Origin of the sequence: Paraburkholderia sp. BL10I2N1, assembly GCF_004361815.1 — a bacterium.
Classification (GTDB): Bacteria; Pseudomonadota; Gammaproteobacteria; order Burkholderiales; family Burkholderiaceae; genus Paraburkholderia.
Map to the genome: position 1 here is coordinate 112,576 of NZ_SNWA01000002.1, position 19,275 is coordinate 131,850.

A 19,275-nucleotide genomic window follows, 5' to 3' on the forward strand; every position below is an offset into this window, starting at 1 on the left:
CGATTTCGCTGTGCCTGAGCTTTGTCGCTCGTGAACAGACACGGTAAAGTGATGGCCCGTATGGTTGACTCAGGAGACTCGATGTATTTGCGACGCGCGATACTGTGCCTGTTTTTTTCGGGGTTGGCAGCTTCGGCAGCTGAGGCCAGGACGATCTGTACGGCAATCGCCGATGCGAAGACAGGAAAAATCTTGCTGCAACAGGGGAACTGTACCGAACGGGTGACTCCCGCTTCGACGTTCAAGATCGCGATCAGTCTGATGGGCTATGACTCCGGCTTTCTGAAAGACGAGCACACGCCGACGTTGCCGTATCGCGAAGGTTATGTTGATTGGGGTGGCGAAGCCTGGAAGCAACCAACAGATCCAACGCGGTGGCTCAAGTATTCGGTTGTCTGGTTTTCTCAGCAAGTGACGCATGCTCTGGGTTCGGAGCGCTTCGCGCAATACGCGAAAAAGTTTAACTATGGGAATGCCGACGTATCAGGCGACCCCGGCAAGCACAATGGTCTCGATCGCTCCTGGATCGCGTCGTCATTGAAGATTTCTCCTTTGGAGCAAATCGCCTTCTTGCAGAAGTTCGTGAGCCGTCAGTTGCCCGCGTCCCCGGCTGCGTTCGACATGACGAACCGGATCGTTGAATCGAGCACGCTCTCCGATGGCTGGACGGTTCACGGTAAAACTGGCATGGCTTATCCGCGCGAACCCGATGGAACATTTGACGAAGACCATCCCCACGGTTGGTTCGTTGGTTGGGCAACGAAGGGGGACGATACTCTCGTGTTCGCCCGCCTCATTCAGGACGACAAGAAAGAATCTGGCACGGCTGGAGTGCGGGCACGGGACGCGTTTTTGAGTGAACTACCGTCACTCGCGAGTTACTAGATCCTGATATGACTTTCGCGGTCAAGTACCGCAAGGTTTTGTTGTGAGCGTCTTTTCGCATTTCGGTGAATCTGCTGAGGGCGGCGCAGCCTGTAACGTCGACGTTGGATCCGGCTGATATCCGTGGGTTGGGTACCACATTACAGGGTTCCGTCTTGTGAACCTGCCGCGCTCTATGGCCGAGAGTCTGCCTCGGAGGCTGTCTCGTAGGATCTTCGCGGATTGTTCACGAACCGTGCTGCGCCGTCCTCAGCAGACTGTTCCCTCCCTCCGTTGATCGTGCCATGGTGCCGTGATCAGTGCGAGTGTGTTTGCGGCTCGGGCGGATTTGAGGTCATTCGCGCGATATCCCATACGAAAGCGGCCAGCTCCCGTGCAATCGCGATCACGGCGACGTTGGGATGCTTGCCACGGGCGACCAGTCTGCGATACCGCTTGCACAGCCGCAACTGTGCGTCCCACGCGCGGTCGATGATCGCCTTCGGCAGTCCATCATGGCGTTGCTGGATGGCGGGGCTGACCTTGGCGGGGTGACGGTACGACCAGGCCGCTTCAACCAGCAGGCGACGCGCATGGCTGTTGCCGGCCTTTGTGATACTACTCAGCCTGCGCCTCTGGCCGGAGGAATGTTCGGATGGCGTAAGACCAAGCCAGGCAGTCAGCAAGACGGTCTTCGATCGTCCTCCGATGTTCCTCGAACGCGAGCTGCTGCCATGGTGAATCAAACGAGTAGCTGCTGATCCAGCGCCGGTGCGCCGGCCCCCAGTCCGCGCGGCCAGAGTAGCGCACGTCGTGAACCAGCAGGAAGGCTTTCAGGCGTTGCCTTGCCTGCTTCAGATCCTGTTTGGCGCTCCCCCACGCGCGTACCAGGTCACGGAACGCCTCGTCCTCGACGGTCGGCACGTGCACGGGCGACAGATCTATTTGCCATCCTTCTCCGCAAACGATACCCTTTCCGGGCTTGGCTTTTCTTCGCCGCGGATTGTTGCAGGCGGCTTTCGATGCACGGTGATCTACGTTTACGGGTGAGCTATGCCTTCAGGAAAGTACCTTGGCAGCAAAACAGCCAGTCCGTCGCTTTCATGTCTTTGTGACAAGTTGCAAGTGCGGTACGCCAACCGCCGGATCAGTGCCGACCTGTCGCGGCGCGGTTTCGTCACCGGTCTTGCGGCCTCCATGCTGAGCCTCGTGCTGCCGGGACTCAGCAATGCTCAAAGCACCCCGCCGCCGGGCGCGCCGGCGAAGCCAGTGCTATTCACCAACTTCCGGCTCTTTGACGGCAAATCCTCCGCGTTGCGCGACGGACTGTATATGGTTGTCGAGGGCAACAGCATTAGCCAACTGCGCCAGGGACAGCCCGCTTCGACCGACGGCAGGACGGTGGTTGATTGTGGCGGCAAGGTCATGATGCCCGGCATGATCGACATGCACTGGCATGCGCTGCTGGCGGCCCTTCCCGTTCAGGTCATCCTTCAATCCGACATCGCGCTCGTTCACCTTGCGGCAAGCGCCGAAGCCGAGCGAACGCTGTTGCGCGGGTTCACCACGATACGCGATGCCGGGGGACCGTCGTTCGCGCTGAAGCAGGCTATCGATAGCGGCATGATTTCAGGACCGCGCATTTATCCGTCCGGCGCGATGATCACGACCACGGGCGGCCACGGCGATTTCCGCGCTCTTTCCGATCTGCCGCGAACTGGCAGCCAGGTCAGCCAACTGGAACGGGACGGCGGCTTCGCAATCGCCGATACGGACGACGAAGTGCGGCTGCGTGTGCGCGAGCAGTTCATTCAGGGGGCATCGCAAATCAAGCTGGTGGGCTGCGGAGGCGTGTCCACGCCGCGCAGTCCGCTGGATATGCTCACGTTCACTGAAAAGCAGCTGCGCGCGGCCGTCGAAACGGCCGCGGATTGGGGCACTTATGTGCTTGTACACGCCTACACGCCCGAATCGATCCAGCGCTCGGTTGCGGCTGGCGTCCCCTGTATCGAACACGGTCATCTGATGGACGACAGGACAGCCGCGTTGATGGCCAAAAACGGAACATGGTTGAGCACGCAGCCTTTTGTTGGAGAAGACGACGTTGCGCCGCTCACCGGGCCGAGCCGCGAAAAATTCCTGGAAGTCGTTGGGGGCACCGACACCACTTTCCGGCTCGCCCGCAAGCATGGAATCAAGGTGGCGTTCGGCACGGACCTGCTCTTTTCGCAGCCGCTGGCCACGCGCCAGGGCACGATGTTGACGCACATGAAACGCTGGTACACCGCGCCGGAGGCCTTAACCATGGCTACGGGCACGAATGGGCAACTGCTTGCGCTGTCCGGTCACCGCAATCCCTATCCACGAAAACTCGGTGCGCTCGAAGAAGGTGCTTACGCCGATCTGCTGCTCGTCGACGGCAACCCGCTCAATAATCTCGATCTGATCGCCAATCCGGACCAGAACCTGCGTATTGTGATGAAAGACGGGAAGTTCTACAAGAACACGCTCAAGGCCTAAAGCTGCAGGAAGGCATGCCTGTCGCATTCGATGGCAATGCTGCCGCCCATGGAACCAGCGTCAGGGGCTGGTCTTGACGAGCGCTGCATAGGCGTCCTTGAGCTTCTGCGGGTAGCTGTTCATGGTCACTGCGGCCTGACCGTTGTACTGGAGGGCGAAGTGCAGCCAGTCTTTCGCCTTCAGGTAGCGCAACATCGCGCCACCGTTCATGTTGGTGACGAACCGCACGAACGCGTCGAGCTGGTGAGCCTCGCTCATCTGCATCGCGTTGACGTAATCGGTCACGCTCACATAGCCGAGCTCGGCAAAGTAGTAGCCCATGATCTGGAAGAGCCCCCATGAACAGGCCCTGTACGCCACGTTGGGATCGACACCGCTGCACTTGATGATCTGCTGCGCCTGTGAAAGGCGCGTCCATTTCGGCCGCACCGCCCAGATACGCACCTGGGGTCGTGTTGATGAGCGTTGGATACTGGTTCACGAGCTGGCTGAGTTTCGCGGAGGGGAGCAGCTGCAGCAGTTGCTTGTACAGTTGCGCGCGCTCGAAGAGGATGATGCACTGGCCGTTGTCGAGAAAGCCGGCGCCTTTTGCTTCGACCTGGCACACGGCCTGGACCGTGGCGACATCCACACCCAGCTTCTGGGCAGCCTGCTGGAAGGAGGTCGCGCCCAGATACTTCAGGGCGATGAAGGGCTCGAGGATCGCCTGCGTGGCCGAGTCATAGATGCCCGTGAGTGGCACGCCGATCTGGTTCTGGTACTTCTGGAGTGCGGAAATCGAGAGTGGCCCGAACAGGCCGTCGATCTTCAGACTCGCGCCCGTTTTCTCGTTCAGGGCGCGCTGGATCTGCTGGGCCTGCGTGGAGGACGTACCTGAGGGAAGGGCGGGCATGGTCGGATTCTCCTCATCACTGGATTGAACCCTCGCCCGCTGGCCGGAAGAACGGGATGGGTGAGGGGGTTCACAGGATGAGTGAGATCCAGTATTACAACGGACTACTTGCCAACCTATTTATCAAAGTAGGCCGCGAGACATGTACGGCCCTTTTCCGTCAGCCCGTACTACAGCAGACGTTCGAAGTCGACCTGCCGTAGCGCCGTCTGGCGCGTTTTCGGATCGGCGAGCGTCTTGAGCAGGGTGATGATCTTCTCGAAGCCGCGCCGCTGGTTCTTTGACAATGCCACGCGATCCCAGTAACGGAACAGATGCGTTTCACGAAATGCGGCGTAACGTTCCCGGTGCAGGATGCCGAGAATCGTGGTGAGTACCGGCCTGAAATCCGCATCGAGCGTATTGATGGAGGCAAAGATCGCGTTGCACAGACTCACCTGTTGCCGCATGCCCTCGGCCTGCGTGATCAGACGACCGTGCTTCATTTTCTGGGTGTAGTCCGTTATCGTATTGATGATCATCTGGCCGGCAATGGTCACGTCCTTCAGGCTGCCTTCCTGCTCCTGCGCTTGGTGCTGCTGTTGGTCACCTGTGGAAGCAGCTGGCGTACTCGTGCCGGGCGCCGCGCTCCTGTCCGACGTTGGGGAAGCGCTCGCCATCTACCTTCACGAAGATCGCGGCGCAAGCGCATCACGACGGCTCTTCTCAGACACTGTTGCTGGTGCGAACGCAAGCGCAAATCTGTATAGCCTCGTCGAATCGGCAAAAGCCAATAACATTGACCCGTATCGCTATCTGCTCTGGCTGTTCAGAAAACTTCCATTGGCTACTACCGCAGAAGATCGCGCCGCGCTCCTGCCCTGGAACATGCCTGCCGAACTGTGCTGAATCTCCCGCATCACACCTCGACTCTGAGGGACGTCGTTAAAAGACCGCGTACAGTAGAGCATCGATCGAACGTGTCCGCTCGTCCGTAGGGCGTAGCGGGGCACGAACTGTGGCGGAGGCGGGGGTCACCGAAAGCGCTCCCTAACACTGTATAAATATACAGGTATTCTAGCGCAAGTCCTTAATCGTTGGGGTGGATCGGAGAGACTGTCGGCAACGTTCATGCGAGATCACATCATCAACGCCTTGCGGCGTCGGCTGGAAGTCCCTGATCTACCCTCAACGGACCTTGGAACCCGCACAGGTTCGATGGCAGCTTTGTGGTGTCCAACGGGCAACCGTGCCTCCACGCTGCCCCGCAAAACATCCGCCCCGAAGAGCCGAAGCCAAGAGTTCGTGGTCGCCGATCCGGCGCGCGCGTCATCAGGCACGGCGGCACTTGTGTCGCGCGCTGCGGCTCGCGGATCCCAATCTATTAGCGTCGATGGAACAGTCCTCCGCTTATAAGACCAAAGTCCGATTGTCTCTCCGAAGAAATCCGACAACCATCCCCTTGAAGGATCCCCGGACGCGCGTTCACCTCGCGCCGAACGTCGCCGCCGGATGTGCCTGATCGGCCGCTTTACGACCTGACGGCGCTCTTTTCGTCATGGTCGTGGAAACCTCGCCCCGCGCAATCACGGATTTCCGTCAACGGCTCGGTCTGGTCCTAATTGATTTGCGGTCCAACGAGCGAGTGTTCGAAAGGAGAAACCGTGAAAGCCTTACCTATTATCGCGCTCTTCGCTGCCGCCTCTGCCTGTGCTCAGGCGCCGGGCGGGGTCCAGATCGTCGGGCAATCTCATCAGGCCGCCGAGCCCGTCGCTTTTTGCATCGCGAAGAAATGGGCCGATGCGTCGCAAAAGGAAGTGATCTTACAAACTATCGTGGCCAACAATTTGGCGATGGACGTCTATGTGCCCGGCCAGGCACCGCCGTCCGGCGACGCGGCCATGGTTCGACCGGGCACGTCGGTCGGCTTCCGGTCGGCCAATCCAGGGGCAAGTGAGGCGACGTCTTCCATCAATGCGTGCCTGTAGAGCTCAATCCCCGCTTGCAGGAAAGAGAAAAGGTGGCTGACGCGCCAGACACCTCCGTTTGCGGCATTGTCTGCAGTTGTGCACTGAGTCCGGTGAAGGCTGCACTGGCTCGTCGGCTGCAGTCGGCGGACGCGTTTGCCGTGCATCATCGGCGATCAAACGACCGTTTGTCGCCGGATCGGACATACGGCCGTCATCGCAGACAGACAACCGAACGGCGCTTCCTGGGCCGGCTGCCGCCCAACGCAGTCGGCCGTAGCCGGGTTCCGGGGTACAAAGGTCGTTGGCCGCGCCCAACGCCCCTTCGTCAACAGCCACTTGCGAGATACAACGGCCATAGGCCACAGTGGAGGGTCAACGCGATAGAAAACAAGCGTCGCTTAACCAGGGAAGCGCATAGTGGGTTGTTCCTGCAACCCGTCTTCAGGAAGGCTTCTGCACGCTTTCCACCGCCTTTTGGCGCGCCGCCTGGGCGTCGACGATCAGCTTGTACGCCGCGTAGTATTTGAAAATGTTGCGCACATAGGTCGTCGTTTCGATTCCGATTTTCTCCGCTACTACAATCTCGACATTGTTGAACCACTTGTCTGGATCAAGGCCTCGCTCTGCCGCGATCTTGCGCATCTTCGCGATATTGGCCGGGCCCGCGTTGTAGCTCGCGAATGCGAAGAGCGATCGGTCGGTTGCACTAAAGTGGGCGCCGGAGAAGTATTTGGTCATGAGCGTGTCCATGTATTTGGCGCCTGCATGAACATTGGACTCGGCCACGGAAATGCTGCCCACGCCCATCTCCTTGCCCGTGGCCGGCATCAGTTGCATGAGGCCGATCGCCCCGACGTGGCTGCGTGCGGACTGGTTGAGTTGCGACTCCTGGAAACCTTGCGCGGCAAGCATAAGCGGATCGAAGCCGTACTGCGTACCATATTTCTGGAAGAGCGCAAGCGTCTCATCGAAGCGCTTCTGTTCTGCATCGCCGCCATTGTTGCGGATCTGCTTGATCCTCTTCATGTATTGCGCGAGGAGGTATTCAGCCACACTCTGTTTCTTCAAATAGTTCAGATAGAAGTCGTTCAGGGCAGCCTGCAACTGTGGGCTGTTCTTGCGTATCGCCCAGCCTATATAGCCCTCGCCGCTCACGGCGAGGTCGTCACGCACCTTCGGGCGTGGCAGCACCTGTGCCCAGAGACGCGCCTTCCAGTCGTCCACGATGATGATGCCGAGCAGACTGGCGTTGACCATCTCCATTGCATCTTCGTCTTCCAGCGCGTCGGGCAACAGCGTGATGTTCACAGGCGGCTTGCCGCTCTTGCGAAAGCGCTCATTCAGTGCGCTCAGGCTCTCGTAATAGCTCGACGATTTCCGCACATAAACTTGCTTTCCCGAAAGATCATCGAGTGTCGAGAGCGAGGGCGACTTTGGCCCGGTGACGACCAGCTCGCGCACGGGCTTGCGATCGCGCGGCGCAATGAAGTCAACGATCTTGAGCCGCTCGTCGGTCGCCGTCAGATTGCCCGCGGAGATGTCGCCGCCCCCGGCGACGAGGCCCGTCAGCAGTTTGTCACGCGTAGTGGGGATCAGGAAGACGGTGAGCGGACGCTTGTTCAGCTGGGCCTCGTACTTTTTGTTGACATAGCGTTCGAAGTCGCGCGCCAGCTCGGCCGCAATCCCGCGTTCGCGGCCCTTGTCGACAAAATAGAGCGTCCGGCTGTAGGGAACAAGGAACCGGATTGCGTGACGGTTGAGCATTGCGTCGAAGTCGCCGGTCCACGGCTTGTTCGCGAGGCTCAGTTTGCGGACGCCCGAAGCCGGAACAGGTGGGGCCTTCGCGGGCGCGGTGGCCGCTGGCGTGGACGCGGCAACGGCCGCTACAGGCTGCGCGGCGTGCGCACCAACATGCTGCGCCCAGATGCACAGGGCAAGCGCCCAGCCGATCATAACGCGGACTGACACGTTCACGATGAGCCTCCCCGCGACAACGGTACAACGAGGCGACGACCTGCGAATCGATCGTCCGCATCAATCAAACAACTGCGCGTGACGATTTCGGAGCGGCTCGCCTTCTCAGAATCATCTGTCCCCAACCGCGGCGAGTTCGGCAGCGGACAGCACCTGTGTCAATGAAGCTGCGGCAGTCTGCGGTGCATTTGCTCCACGGATGATGCTCCGAAGGCAGCATATATACAATTAGGGGCAAGATGATCCGACATACACGGTCGTCCCCTGACGAGGGGGGATTCTGCCGCACCCCCGAACGCGACATTTCAATAAAGCTACTACAACAAAAAAGTTCGCTAATTTATATTATGTCAAATACAAAATGTGAATAAAAACCCGCACGTGGCGGGCCTGAACTGAACTGCCGTCCCGCTCAGTGGACGACTCAAGCAAACCCGTACGGCCAACTTGTTGCCGATTTTGCTCCCACACGCGTAGCGAGTAACCAACATTGCTCTTCAAGGTGCGAGAATCGATCAAACACCGGTCGCAGTCGTTCGCAATATGAACTCCTACGTATATAAGGTTCGCTGCAATTTGTCTGCGGGCATTCCCGGATCACGATCGGACCGCACTTCGAGGCGTCACGATACAGCTGGCTCGCTTCGAGCATGTTAGATAGATAGTCCGCGGACCCGTGCCACCTGTCGCCACTCGATCCAACAGAAACAGAACGACTGGCAACGGGTGCGGTTCGGGCGATTCCAGCGTTCGCCGCACTCGTGCTGTCAGGCGCGACAGGCAGCCTTAACGGTGACGATCTCGTATCGCGCGTCCGTGTCTTCCATGGTGGCTCACCTGAAACATCCGCAATATCCGACAGGTTCTGAACGCATGTCATGTGATCGCAACGCTTATTAAGTTCGCCCGCGCGACAGGTGCTTCAACTTCGCACGCCTGCTCGCTGCCAAGGTTGTTTCGCCTTCAAAGTCGAAGCACGGCGCCAGGCGGAAGCACCGATCAAAACCATGAGGACAGGCAATAAGTCTAGTGCCTGGATCGCGCAAAAGCACTGTTTGAACGCCCTCCTCTTGTGTATTCGAACAGGGACTGAAAAAAGGCCGATCCTTGAAAAGGCAAAAGCAAGTTCATAGAATCAATGCAGCTTTTCAGCTAATCCTGAATGACTGGGCCAGATTGCCCTCGCCTTTTTAGCGCAGCGAAAGCCCGGTCGTATTGAACTAGAAGAATTCTCCTGTCGAGGGTAAGTCCGATTCATGTACGCACCCCCGTAAGGTGGCGCCAAACGGCACGTGGAGGCGCAGCATGGCTAGCGAATTCCCCGTTACCCGCCGGACTTTCCTGAAGGTCGTGGGTGGTGGTGTCGTCACCGTCTCGGTGAGCACCATTCCAGCCTTAATGGGCGGATGTGCAACGCACCCGCCGGAAGGCCAGTCAATTCCAAAACTCGTCGCCGGCCCCGGGCCGGAAACCGAAGGGCCGAATGTGACGCCCGACTGGGCACCAGAACCGGGAAAAGCGCGCTGGCGTATCGACGGCGTACGCAAGGTAACCGGGTCCAAGATCTACGCGCGCGACTTTAAGGCGAGCGATGTCGATGGATGGCCAAAGCACGAAAACTGGCTATACGCGCTCCGCTGCAATCGCGTCGATCAAATAGTCGAGGGCTTCGACCTGAGCGTTTTGCCTCGACGACTTCAGCCGATCGCTGTAGTCACTAACGATACTCTGACGCACAATAACATCCCGACCGCCCAGCAACCGGATCCAGAAGCTAACAAGGATATCTACCTGTTTGCGCAAACTGGACATGCGGCAGGTTGCTATGGTCAACCCGTAGCGCTGCTTATCTTCGAGAATTTCGATACTTATCGTCAAGCGCGAAAGTTGCTCGATTTTAGCGATGAGGCCATTCGCTACGGCGAAAAAGTTCCTGGAAAAGAGGCCGCCTCAGCCTCCTTCAAGATTTCGAAAATCTACGTTCGCAACGATGAAAAATCATTCTGGAATACCGACATGGAAGTGGACGCGCGAGGCAATCCGACCCAGGAGTTCAGACAGAAATGTATTGCCGAACGCGAGAGAATCCGCAAACTTGTAGCGCAAAAAGTCAAGAACAAGGATTGGCGCGAGTTCGGCACCGCAAACGGACCCACCTTCCGGACACCGGCAATGGATCCGGCTTTCATGGAACCGGAGGCAGGACTTGCCTGGTACGAGCCGCACACAGCGTTGCTACAACTCGTGCTTGGAACACAGTCACCGCGCGATGACGGGACTACAGCGATCAACCTGTTCAAAAATAGCGACGTCGACTTGAAGCATGTCCGTGTCATTGCGTGTTACCCCGGCGGTGGATTCGGCGGTCGCGATAAGTCCTATTTCCCGATGTACCTCGCGTTGGCGGCCCCCTTTGCTAAAGGCCCATTGCGTTGGCAACTATCGCGCTATGAACAGTTCCAGGCCGGCTTAAAGCGCTCAGAAACGGAATTCGTGGAGTCGATCTGGTTCGACCACCACGGGAAGATTCAGGCGCTCGACAGCCAGTTTCTTCTGAATGCCGGGGGCAAGCAGAATCTCACGCCCGCTGTCGGCGACCTTGCCGCAATGAGTGCGATGAGTTGCTATGACATCCCCCGTGCGTGCGCGGAAGCTGCCACGTCCTATACGCCCGAGGTATTCGGAGGTTCGCAACGCGGCTTCGGCGGACCACAAGCCTTCATGGCTATCGAGACCTTGATGGACGAGGCCGCGCACGCTCTGAAAAAATCTCCCTTTGATATTCGTCGCGCCAATCTGCTTGCCATGTCCCATGGCAGGACCATAACAGGAGGGAAGATTCTCTTCGATCTGCAACTGAACGAACTCCTGAACCGGCTCGAGTCTCATTCCTTATGGCTGGACAGGGAGAGCACGCGCGCCGAAAGATGGACGCACAGGCTGCGATATGGTGTCGGGCTCGCCATGTCCAATCAGGCCTACGGTACGGGTAAAGACGGTGTCTTCGCGATGGTGGAGATCCAGCAAAACGGGAGGCTGCGCGTGCTGACGCACTACACCGACATGGGCAATGGTGCGGCAACCGCACTCGGCCTCGCGCCTGCCAAACATCTCGGCCAGAACGCGCAACAGATCGACATGAGCGAAGTCAACGCGTTTGTGTCGATCAAGGATTTCGATGCTGGCCTGCTCGGCACGTGGAACCCCAAGGATGATCGGGGTAAGGGGCTATCTGGACCCTTTGGTTCATCGAGTGCGTGCCTCGGGGCATTTCATCATTTTCAGGCCGTCGACCGTGCCGCAATGGCATTGATGATGCATAGCGTGCTGCCGGCAGCACGCCTGCTTTGGCGCGATCAGCGGATCCAGCGCCGGGACGTCAAATGGGTCAATGGAATGCTGACCACCGCAGGACACTCCTCGCTCGGCTGGACTGTACTGCTCGACCAGATCAACCGGATGCAGTCGCCTACCGTGGCCGCGGTCCACGTCACTTATGCGGGTGGGTTCTGGAAAAGCACCTACCCCTTCAATTCCGAAGACGTCGAAATGGATTGTGACTTCATAGCGATGGGCGCGAGCGTGAACAGCCTGGAAGCCTTGCCGCATGGAAAACTGATCCCCCCTGTCGACGTCGTCGGATATGGCCGGACCAACTACGCGCCTGCTGCGGCGCTCGTCGCCGTATCGGTTGTGCCCGATAGCGGACACGTCAAAGTCGAGCGTGTTGTTACCGCCCTGAGCGCTGGTCGTCTGATATGCCCTGAGATTGTCGAAGGCCAGTCGCAGGGTGCGGTCGCGATGGCAATGGGCAACGTGCTCAGCGAGTCCTGTCCGCTCGGACCTGACGGCCCCGGAAATGGCAGGTGGAACTTCGACCGGTATCTGATAACGCGAATGAGCGATATACCCGTGCAGGAGTTGATCACCTTGCCGCCGCCTGCCGACAATTCCCGGGAGTGCGCTCGCGGAATCGGAGAGGCGGTCATGTGCCCTATCGCGCCGGCACTGATCAATGCTCTGGCGATGGCGACCGGCCAACGTTTCCGCAAGACGCCCGTTACGCCTGACATCATCCGGGAGGCGCTAAAGTGAGCGGCACCGACCTGATAATCCACGTCAATGGAAAATCGGTGACGGTTCCTGCGGTCGATGCCGACATGAACCTCGCCGAATTCCTTCACGAGCGCCTGGACCTGACGGGCACCAAGGTGTGCTGCGGCATCGGCGTTTGCCGCGCCTGCACGGTAGGCCTGCGCAACCGGCCGAAAGCGTTGATGGAGAAAACCCTCGCATGCACAACCACAGTCAGCGCCATCGCGAATCAGTACGTCTACACCGTTGAGGGCCTCGCGGAAGGGAGCAGGCTCTCGCCGCTACAGCAAAGCTTTCTCGAATCGTTTGCCTTTCAATGTGGCTACTGCACACCCGGTTTCCTGATGGCGGCCACGGCCATGCTCGATCATCTGAAGGAGTATCGCATTGGCCCCGAGCAACTCGAAGCGACGATCCAGACATGGATGGGTGGAAACCTTTGCCGTTGCACAGGCTATGTCAAATATCTTGAAGCGATCCGCAAAGTCGCACGGGCGCAGATCAAAGGCGGATCCTGAAGATGAAGGTCCTGCTCAGGCTGTTCGCCCTATACCTGATCATGTGCAACGCTGTTTTCGCCGACCGGCGTGAACAGACGTTGCTTGAATATGGTGCGCAGTGCGCCAGAGAGATCGGGGAAATACCGCCTTTCGACTGCAATAGCGGCACGAACATACCCATCACAATCGACGGGAAACCGCCTCGCCAGGATGAGTCACCAAAACGGTGTGACAGGCCGTCTCTGCTTCACCCCTATCAAGATTGGCCCGGGCAGTGCATCCCGTACTCCAGGATACGGAATCTGTCGCGAGGCAATACGCAGATATCGGCTTATTGTCGCCAGGAGAAGCTACGCAAAGACCCAACGCCCAACTTTGACGAAGTGGATATCGTGCTGCATCACGCGGGCAATGGGAAGACCTGCTGGTTTCAGTCCCAGTCGAAGAGGCCCGGAGCGGATGGTATCGATGCCTCGCGTGTGCCGCCGCCCAACGAAAAGACGCCTCCGCGCGGTCGTGTGTCGGCTGTCGAATTCTGGAAGACACCAGCCCAAACCGCAAAGCAGAACTGTATGTCTTGCCATGATGCAGGACCGTACATCTTCAGTCCATATATCGGCCAGGTCTGGGACCAGGTACCTACCGATCCGTGGGGCAAGTATTCAAGTATCGGGCCCGCATTTGCACACCCTCCTCTCCTCGTGATCAGCACCCCGGGTAACACCTGCATGGGTTGTCACCGAATTGGAAGCGACAAGAGTTGTGATGTCTATCTACCGTTCTCGGCAGGCAGGCGCACGCTTACAACGGGCGAACGTGCGCCGGGTAATGACCAGTTGGCTAACAGCTACCCCCTGAGTCACTGGATGCCGACGGACAACAACATGAGTCATGCAGAGTGGGATGTGGCCAATCTCAGGTCGGTCGACGCCCTTCTGTTGTGCTGTCTGGACAAAAACCGAAAAGATTGCAAATTTACGCCGATCGCCACCGGCGACAAGACAAGGGAACGCGGCGCGTCACAGTAGAAATAGGCTGACCCACAATCAGGGCCGATGCTGCGGAACTCACACTAAGCGGAATGGTTCTGCTGGCCGCCAATAACGACCGCGGCCAGCAGTTGATCGAACAGGATCTCGAGTTAGACGAGTGTGAGCGTCACGTCGATATTGTTGCGCGTTGCGTTCGAATAGGGGCACACGATGTGGGCCCTCTTGATCAGGTCATGGGCCGCTTCGCGTTGCATGCCGGGCAGCGATATCTTCAACTCGACTTCAATGCCGAAGCCATTGGGAATGACTCCAATGCCGACACTTCCGTCGACCGAGACATCAGCGGGAATGGCGATCTTGTCGCGTGCACCCACAAACTTCATTGCACCGATAAAGCACGCGCTGTAACCCGCTGCAAACAGCTGTTCCGGATTGGCGCCGTCCCCTCCGCCAGCGATGGCGGCGCAACCCCATAAGTTTTCGAACTTACGGTTTTTTTTCTGGTCCATCAAATAGCCCATCATCGAGCACAAGCAAGACAGGTTTTTGGTGGTTGCCTTGCCATTAGATATCTGTCGCGCTTCCGCTATGCTCCGCTAGAATCCGGCCATGTCTGGTGCGCGCAAGTTTGCCTGCTAGGCTTGCCTGCGTTCGACCGACCAATTCAACGGCGGCCGCTCTGCGATCGCGCAGATTGCAGATATTGTCTGCCAGCTTCACGAGTTTCGCGCCGTCGCTCATGTGATGGGCGCGCTCGATCTGCTGGCGCTTGCGGATGAAACCGGGGCGGTTCTCTGGCGCTGGAGCCCGGCGCACGGGGATTGCCGCGCCTTTGGGTTTGGCCCGGTCTTCGTGTAGGTCGTGTTGTGCAGGCGATAGGCGTGCGAGCGTCGCAGGTTGTACAGATGCGATGACGAAAGTTGCTGCAGGCGCTCGAAGCGTTCATCGTTGTAGACCTGATACATCCGGCGTAGCACCACGACCATGGCCGGGCCGGAAAGCCTGCCGTATTCGCGCTCGGCCTCAGCGAGCGTGAATACGCCCTCATCCGTGTAGCGACGGGCGAAAGCATTTGCGGGTGCGCCCTTTACCCGCACGAGTCTGTGGCCGAGCATCCAGCGTTGCACCAACCGTGTCATGTGAGCTCGACTGAAGCCACTGAAGCGCCGCAGATAGCGGAGCACGAGTCCCCGATGAAACCGTTTGAGCTGGTTGTAGCGAAAGCGGCGCAGGACAGACGCGACCCATTCATGACGTTCGTGGGGGCTTGCGGCGGGAGAAAAATCGAGTGTATGTGTGCCGTCGAGGATGGCGCGCACCTGGTCCAGGGAGCGGATTTGAGATTCGTTCAAGCCAATGATCATCCGGTGATGATCATCCATCCCCGCTTCCCGGCGTCGGTCAACTCGCGCGTGTCGGCCCAGCAACAGGCTCATTCTCCGTGGGAAACGCGCCAGAAGCTGCCGCAAACGTCTGCGCAAGCAACCCGGTCAGGCTCGCATGCGCTTCGACAGCGCTTTGCAACAAACGACTGACAATCGTTGACATTTTTCAGAACGATCCCATCGAATTCGGACCCCTAATTCATTTAGGGTAATGCTGAGGTCATTCGCCCGGCGCGGCCAAGTGACCCCATCGGCGCAATTCTTTTATACGGGACACTTAGGACTTAGCAGGCATTGATCTTTTCCACTCAGAGGGCTTGAAAATGTCGGAACAGCAGAAAAACGAAACGACGTATCTGTTTGCAACCATCGGATCACTGACCGGGCGCTGCGGTCGCATCAGCCAGGTAACGACCAAGGCCGAGTATGACGGTAAGGCGCTGGCCCGCGTCGGCGATACCGTTACCTATGACGACGGCAGCAAGGCGACCATTCTCGACGGCGCTGGTTCTGCTGCAATGTGGGAAGACAAGCCACTCGCGCTGGTTGGCTCGCGCCTGAGCAATGGCGACACGATCACGGCAACCTTGCGGGATGGGTGGGGCATCACGGTTCGCGACGGCGAACCCATCCCCGGCCTGTTCGACGCGAACTGGACGCCGCCCCCGGCGGGCGCGATGGGCGAAGGAGACACGCATGCGTAAGGCGGCAGTGCGGCATGGCGACCCGACGACTACGGGCGGTTTTGTCCTCGCATACGATTCGACGATCTACGACAAGGGCCGCAAGCGGGTTGCCCTGGATGGCGAAGAGGCCACCTGCGGCAACTGCAAGGGTACTTTCAAGATACTCGGCACAGGCAAGGGCATGTCCGAGAAAGGCCGTGTCGTCGTACTTGACGACGATCACGTGTTGTGTCCGTGTGGGAGAAACAGGGTGATCGTCGGGAGCAATCCCGGCGTATGGGTCCATACGAGCGATGGCGGCTTGTCAGATATCAGAAGTGCCGGGGGAGCATCAACGGCGAGCACTTCATCGCGAGCAGCGACCGTGTATGACGAACAGGTGCGCGCCGCCGCTGCGGGCGCGACGCTCGAAGGCTATCCGTATTTCATTGAAACGGCGGATGGTCGGACGCTCAATGGACGTATCGACGCGAGCGGCAAGCTACCTCGGATCGACACCGATACAGACAGCGACGATTACCACGTGTATTGGGGCGACGAAGCCTTGGCAAAACAGCAAGGAACCGAATAATGCCGAACAAGAAGACAGTAGTTGGAACGAACTCGACGCCCGGTTCGATCAAGGAAGTCCAGTTAAGGGCGATTACCTTTCAGGAACTGTGGGATAACTACCCGTCAGGCAATCCATACAATGATCCAACCGGGGAATACGAGAATCAATGCGCAATCCGCATGAGTGTTACTTTCCATCGGATCGGTAGCGAGATGAAATCTTTCTCGCAGAAAGTGATTAAGCCGATGCCGGGAAAGAAGGACCTTGGACGCCTCATACTTGATGGAAAACCGACAGCGGCTCGCGCCTATGAACTGGCTGAATGGTTAAAGCTACGCCCTTTCGCCGGGCTGCCGCCGCCAGAAAACGTCGCGGGGCCTGACTGGCAGAGCAAGGTACATGGGCGCACCGGCATCATCTATTTTTTTGGATATTGGCGACAGGAAGGGGATTCTGCCGACCAGTTGAGCGGCGGGCATATCGACCTGTGGAATAGGGACACCTTGACACCATCGGCTGAGTCATACTTGCGCTTTCGCGTTGGCATTTCCCAGATTCCCAATCCCTTGTCTTGGCTAAGGGGGCGAAGCGACAATGTTTATTCTGACCTGGGAAAATCCAAGCAGATTCTGTTTTGGGAGATCAGGTGAGTCGATTACTCGTTGCGGTGTTAGGGTTCGTCTGGGGGCTGGCTTTGACATGGGTTTCGCTTTATGTGGTCAATCATGTTCATTGGCTGGTCGTTCAAGGGCACAGTTCTGGTTGTTCTGACATGGAACATTGCAGCCCCAGAATTCAAACGTTGTTGGTGCTGTTTGGCACGTTGCTGTGGCCGTCGGTTGGTCTTGCAACCGTAAACATAGTAGCGTTTAAGCGATGGTCTACCCGAAAATGGGCGTTTGCCTTTTGTTTCGGAAGCCTCTTTGTTGTGTTGTTCTATCTCTCGGGCTTTATAGCGCCCGTTTTTGCCGCGTTCAAGAAGGCGCCGATCGAGCTGGCACTGGGCGCCGAACTGGGACACCATCTGGGTTATCCGCCCGGGGCTGAGCGGACCCGGGACGCGACCAACCAGCGCAACGGTAAAAGCGGCAAGACCGTGCTGACCGACGATGCTCCGCTGCGTCTGGATATTCCCTCGCGACCGTGACGGCGGCTTTGCCCCGGTCCTGATCCCTAAGCACGAACGCCGTTTTACGGGCTTCGACGACAAGATCATCGCAATGTACGCGCGGGATGACGGTGCGCGAGATCCAGGGGTTTCTGGCCGAGCAGTACAGCACCGAGGTATCGCCGGAGTTCATCAGCTCTTCAGGTCCAGCCTGCTGTCGGGTACCACGGCGCGGCCGTCACGGCCTCCGGTAACGTGGGCATTGGCGCGATAGAGAACTTGTTCGATCGACATGACGAACTCCTGTAGCGAGGTGTTATGCATCGCAGAATAGGATGCATAGAGGTGCAAGTACGCGGGACTACCTGGTACTCAACCACTCTCTGCGCTCATTCAGCCCGCCGTCGGGCGCCGTGTTCCCGGCTTGTCAATCCGTGCAACCGGAACCACAAGGCACGCCCCAGTGGTCAGGCCTATTTTAGTCCTCGCAGCTTGCGATAGACGTCGGTCGGCAGTCCACCCCAGCCCCAGTTTTCCGCCTCAACCTCCTGGATGACAACGAAGGTGGCTTCGAGAGGCTTCTTCAGCACGTCGAGCAGCAGTTCACTCACGCCCTTGATGAGCTGAGCTTTTTCTTCTGCTGTGACGGAGTCGGAACCCGGCTTGGTACCCTCGCGGGTAACCTGAATCGTGACAATAGGCATGTCGCTCTCCTTTATCCTGATAGACAGACGGGGCGCCCACCAGCGGCGCCCCTGAGTGCTTAGTGACCGGCGCTCTGGCCGCCGTCGACGTGCAGGATTTCGCCCGTCACGAAGGGCGCCGAATCCAGGTACAGGACCGCCTGGACGATATCGCTCATCTCACCCATATGGCCCACCGGGTGGAGTGCCCCGAGTGCCGCGTGGGTCTCCGGAGCATGCATCGGCGACTTGATGATGCCCGGTGACACGGCGTTCGCGCGAATGCCGGTCTTCGCGTATTCGATCGCGAGGGACTTTGTAGCCGCGTTCAGCCCGCCCTTCGTCAGCGATGCCAGTACCGAAGGCACACCGTTGATGGCATGATCGGTCAGGCTGGTGGTGATGCTGACGACGTGGCCGCTCGAATGCTTTTCCATTTCAGCGATTGCGAGCTGCGTGATGTAGAAGAAGCCCGCAAGGTTCACGCCCGTAGCCGCTGCGTAGTCTTCCGCCGTGTATTTGGTATACGGCTTCGCGATGAAGATGCCGGCGTTGTTGACCAGTGTATCGATGCGGCCGAAGCGCGCCACGCCTTCCGAGATCACGCGGCGAGCGGTAGCCGGATCGGCGATATCGCCCACGACCGTCAGGATGTTGGGATCGTCCGACGGTTTGATGCTCCGTGCCGTGGCGACGACGAGGTAGCCACGTTCACGGAATGCCTTGACCAGTTCTGCGCCGATGCCCTGCGATGCACCGGTAACGACGGCGACTTTTTGCGATGTGCTCATGGTAAGTAAACCTCGAAATAAATTGATCTGATTGCTTGATCGTGCCCGCGGCTCCGATGGGTGCCAAATTTAGGCGCATTACCGTCAAGTTCGAATACCCTGCGTAGACAAACAGTTTTGCGTGACGAGAACAAATCGGGCGCTGGGTCCAGGAACAATCTGTCCGGTTGGCCGTGATTGCGTCTTCGGCCACATGGCAGCGGGTCAGCGCACACGCCGAACTCCGAACGCTGCCACTTCTGCAGTCACCGTTCCGGGCCCGGCGCCCTCTCATCTGTCAGAC

16 protein-coding genes and 6 pseudogenes are annotated in these 19,275 nt (G+C 58.5%); 12 read left to right on the forward strand and 10 right to left on the reverse strand.

Annotation, left to right across the window (positions count from 1 at the left end; genetic code table 11):
- The first annotated feature begins 81 nt into the window (after positions 1-81).
- On the forward strand, positions 82-885 hold the full coding sequence (blaOXA, locus tag B0G77_RS22420; protein ID WP_133664324.1) for a class D beta-lactamase: 804 nt from the start codon (positions 82-84) through the stop codon (positions 883-885).
- 296 nt (positions 886-1,181) lie between these two features.
- On the opposite strand, the pseudogene B0G77_RS44435 reads toward blaOXA, so the two are convergent.
- Positions 1,182-1,547, reverse strand: a pseudogene (locus tag B0G77_RS44435) (transposase); the annotation flags it as partial.
- 442 nt (positions 1,548-1,989) lie between these two features.
- On the opposite strand from B0G77_RS44435, the gene B0G77_RS22430 reads away from it, so the two are divergent.
- Complete coding sequence (locus tag B0G77_RS22430; RefSeq protein ID WP_243751165.1) at positions 1,990-3,384, forward strand: amidohydrolase family protein; 1,395 nt, start codon at positions 1,990-1,992, stop codon at positions 3,382-3,384.
- Positions 3,385-3,444: 60 nt separating this feature from the next.
- Here B0G77_RS22430 and B0G77_RS43370 read toward each other — a convergent pair whose 3' ends face one another.
- Positions 3,445-3,813: an N-acetylmuramidase domain-containing protein gene (locus B0G77_RS43370; RefSeq protein ID WP_243751380.1), complete on the reverse strand. Its 369-nt coding sequence runs from the start codon at positions 3,811-3,813 to the stop codon at positions 3,445-3,447.
- On the opposite strand from B0G77_RS43370, the gene B0G77_RS44440 reads away from it, so the two are divergent.
- Complete coding sequence (locus B0G77_RS44440; RefSeq protein ID WP_243751439.1) at positions 3,704-4,261, forward strand: hypothetical protein; 558 nt, start codon at positions 3,704-3,706, stop codon at positions 4,259-4,261. The two genes, B0G77_RS43370 and B0G77_RS44440, sit on opposite strands and share 110 nt — an antisense overlap.
- Before the next feature lie 185 nt (positions 4,262-4,446).
- On the opposite strand, the gene B0G77_RS22440 is transcribed toward B0G77_RS44440, so the two are convergent.
- Positions 4,447-4,935, reverse strand: a complete 489-nt coding sequence (locus B0G77_RS22440) for a hypothetical protein (protein ID WP_166656234.1) — start codon at positions 4,933-4,935, stop codon at positions 4,447-4,449.
- 40 nt (positions 4,936-4,975) lie between these two features.
- Between B0G77_RS22440 and B0G77_RS22445 the strand changes: the two are divergent.
- Both B0G77_RS22445 and B0G77_RS22450 read left to right on the forward strand, forming a co-directional pair.
- Positions 4,976-5,164 (forward strand): annotated as a pseudogene (locus B0G77_RS22445) (transposase domain-containing protein); the annotation flags it as partial.
- Between the two features lie 755 nt (positions 5,165-5,919).
- Positions 5,920-6,243, forward strand: coding sequence for a hypothetical protein (locus B0G77_RS22450; protein ID WP_133664327.1), 324 nt, complete (start codon positions 5,920-5,922; stop codon positions 6,241-6,243).
- A 423-nt stretch (positions 6,244-6,666) separates the two neighbouring features.
- Here the strand turns inward: B0G77_RS22450 and B0G77_RS22455 are convergent, their stop codons facing one another.
- A complete protein-coding gene (locus B0G77_RS22455) occupies positions 6,667-8,178 on the reverse strand; it encodes a transglycosylase SLT domain-containing protein (RefSeq protein WP_133666816.1) in 1,512 nt (503 codons plus the stop codon).
- A gap of 1,326 nt (positions 8,179-9,504) precedes the next feature.
- Here B0G77_RS22455 and B0G77_RS22460 point away from each other — a divergent pair.
- From B0G77_RS22460 to B0G77_RS22470, 3 genes are read left to right on the forward strand one after another with little or no spacing between them, the layout of a single operon-like run.
- A complete protein-coding gene (locus tag B0G77_RS22460) occupies positions 9,505-12,294 on the forward strand; it encodes a molybdopterin cofactor-binding domain-containing protein (RefSeq protein ID WP_133664328.1) in 2,790 nt (929 codons plus the stop codon).
- Positions 12,291-12,812 carry a (2Fe-2S)-binding protein gene (locus B0G77_RS22465; RefSeq protein ID WP_243751166.1) on the forward strand — a complete coding sequence of 174 codons (522 nt, stop codon included), beginning with the start codon at positions 12,291-12,293 and terminating at the stop codon, positions 12,810-12,812. Before B0G77_RS22460 ends, B0G77_RS22465 begins: the two co-directional genes overlap by 4 nt.
- Before the next feature lie 2 nt (positions 12,813-12,814).
- A complete protein-coding gene (locus B0G77_RS22470) occupies positions 12,815-13,822 on the forward strand; it encodes a hypothetical protein (RefSeq protein ID WP_133664329.1) in 1,008 nt (335 codons plus the stop codon).
- Between the two features lie 113 nt (positions 13,823-13,935).
- Here B0G77_RS22470 and B0G77_RS22475 read toward each other — a convergent pair.
- From B0G77_RS22475 to B0G77_RS22485, 3 genes and pseudogenes are all read right to left on the reverse strand, one after another.
- Positions 13,936-14,235: pseudogene (locus B0G77_RS22475) on the reverse strand (Ohr family peroxiredoxin); the annotation flags it as partial.
- Positions 14,236-14,424: 189 nt separating this feature from the next.
- Positions 14,425-14,560, reverse strand: a pseudogene (locus B0G77_RS44445) (phosphohydrolase); the annotation flags it as partial.
- Positions 14,524-15,138: a hypothetical protein gene (locus B0G77_RS22485; protein ID WP_133664331.1), complete on the reverse strand. Its 615-nt coding sequence runs from the start codon at positions 15,136-15,138 to the stop codon at positions 14,524-14,526. The gene B0G77_RS22485 and the pseudogene B0G77_RS44445, both read right to left, overlap by 37 nt.
- A gap of 356 nt (positions 15,139-15,494) precedes the next feature.
- Here B0G77_RS22485 and B0G77_RS22490 point away from each other — a divergent pair, with 356 nt between their 5' ends.
- The 4 genes and pseudogenes from B0G77_RS22490 to B0G77_RS22505 form a co-directional block, all read left to right on the forward strand.
- Positions 15,495-15,875: a PAAR domain-containing protein gene (locus B0G77_RS22490; protein ID WP_133664332.1), complete on the forward strand. Its 381-nt coding sequence runs from the start codon at positions 15,495-15,497 to the stop codon at positions 15,873-15,875.
- Positions 15,868-16,428 carry a PAAR domain-containing protein gene (locus tag B0G77_RS22495; RefSeq protein ID WP_133664333.1) on the forward strand — a complete coding sequence of 187 codons (561 nt, stop codon included), beginning with the start codon at positions 15,868-15,870 and terminating at the stop codon, positions 16,426-16,428. The genes B0G77_RS22490 and B0G77_RS22495 overlap by 8 nt, the downstream gene beginning before the upstream one ends.
- Positions 16,428-17,060, forward strand: coding sequence for a type VI secretion system amidase effector protein Tae4 (locus tag B0G77_RS22500; RefSeq protein ID WP_133664334.1), 633 nt, complete (start codon positions 16,428-16,430; stop codon positions 17,058-17,060). Before B0G77_RS22495 ends, B0G77_RS22500 begins: the two co-directional genes overlap by 1 nt.
- A 320-nt stretch (positions 17,061-17,380) precedes the next feature.
- Positions 17,381-17,718: pseudogene (locus tag B0G77_RS22505) on the forward strand (transposase); the annotation flags it as partial.
- Here B0G77_RS22505 and B0G77_RS22510 read toward each other — a convergent pair.
- The 3 genes and pseudogenes from B0G77_RS22510 to B0G77_RS22520 all read right to left on the reverse strand — a co-directional run.
- Positions 17,717-17,812, reverse strand: a pseudogene (locus B0G77_RS22510) (organic hydroperoxide resistance protein); the annotation flags it as partial. The pseudogenes B0G77_RS22505 and B0G77_RS22510 sit on opposite strands and share 2 nt — an antisense overlap.
- A gap of 179 nt (positions 17,813-17,991) precedes the next feature.
- On the reverse strand, positions 17,992-18,222 hold the full coding sequence (locus tag B0G77_RS22515) for a 4-oxalocrotonate tautomerase family protein (RefSeq protein ID WP_133664335.1): 231 nt from the start codon (positions 18,220-18,222) through the stop codon (positions 17,992-17,994).
- Between the two features lie 59 nt (positions 18,223-18,281).
- Complete coding sequence (locus tag B0G77_RS22520) at positions 18,282-18,992, reverse strand: SDR family oxidoreductase (protein ID WP_133664336.1); 711 nt, start codon at positions 18,990-18,992, stop codon at positions 18,282-18,284.
- Positions 18,993-19,275 lie beyond the last annotated feature (283 nt).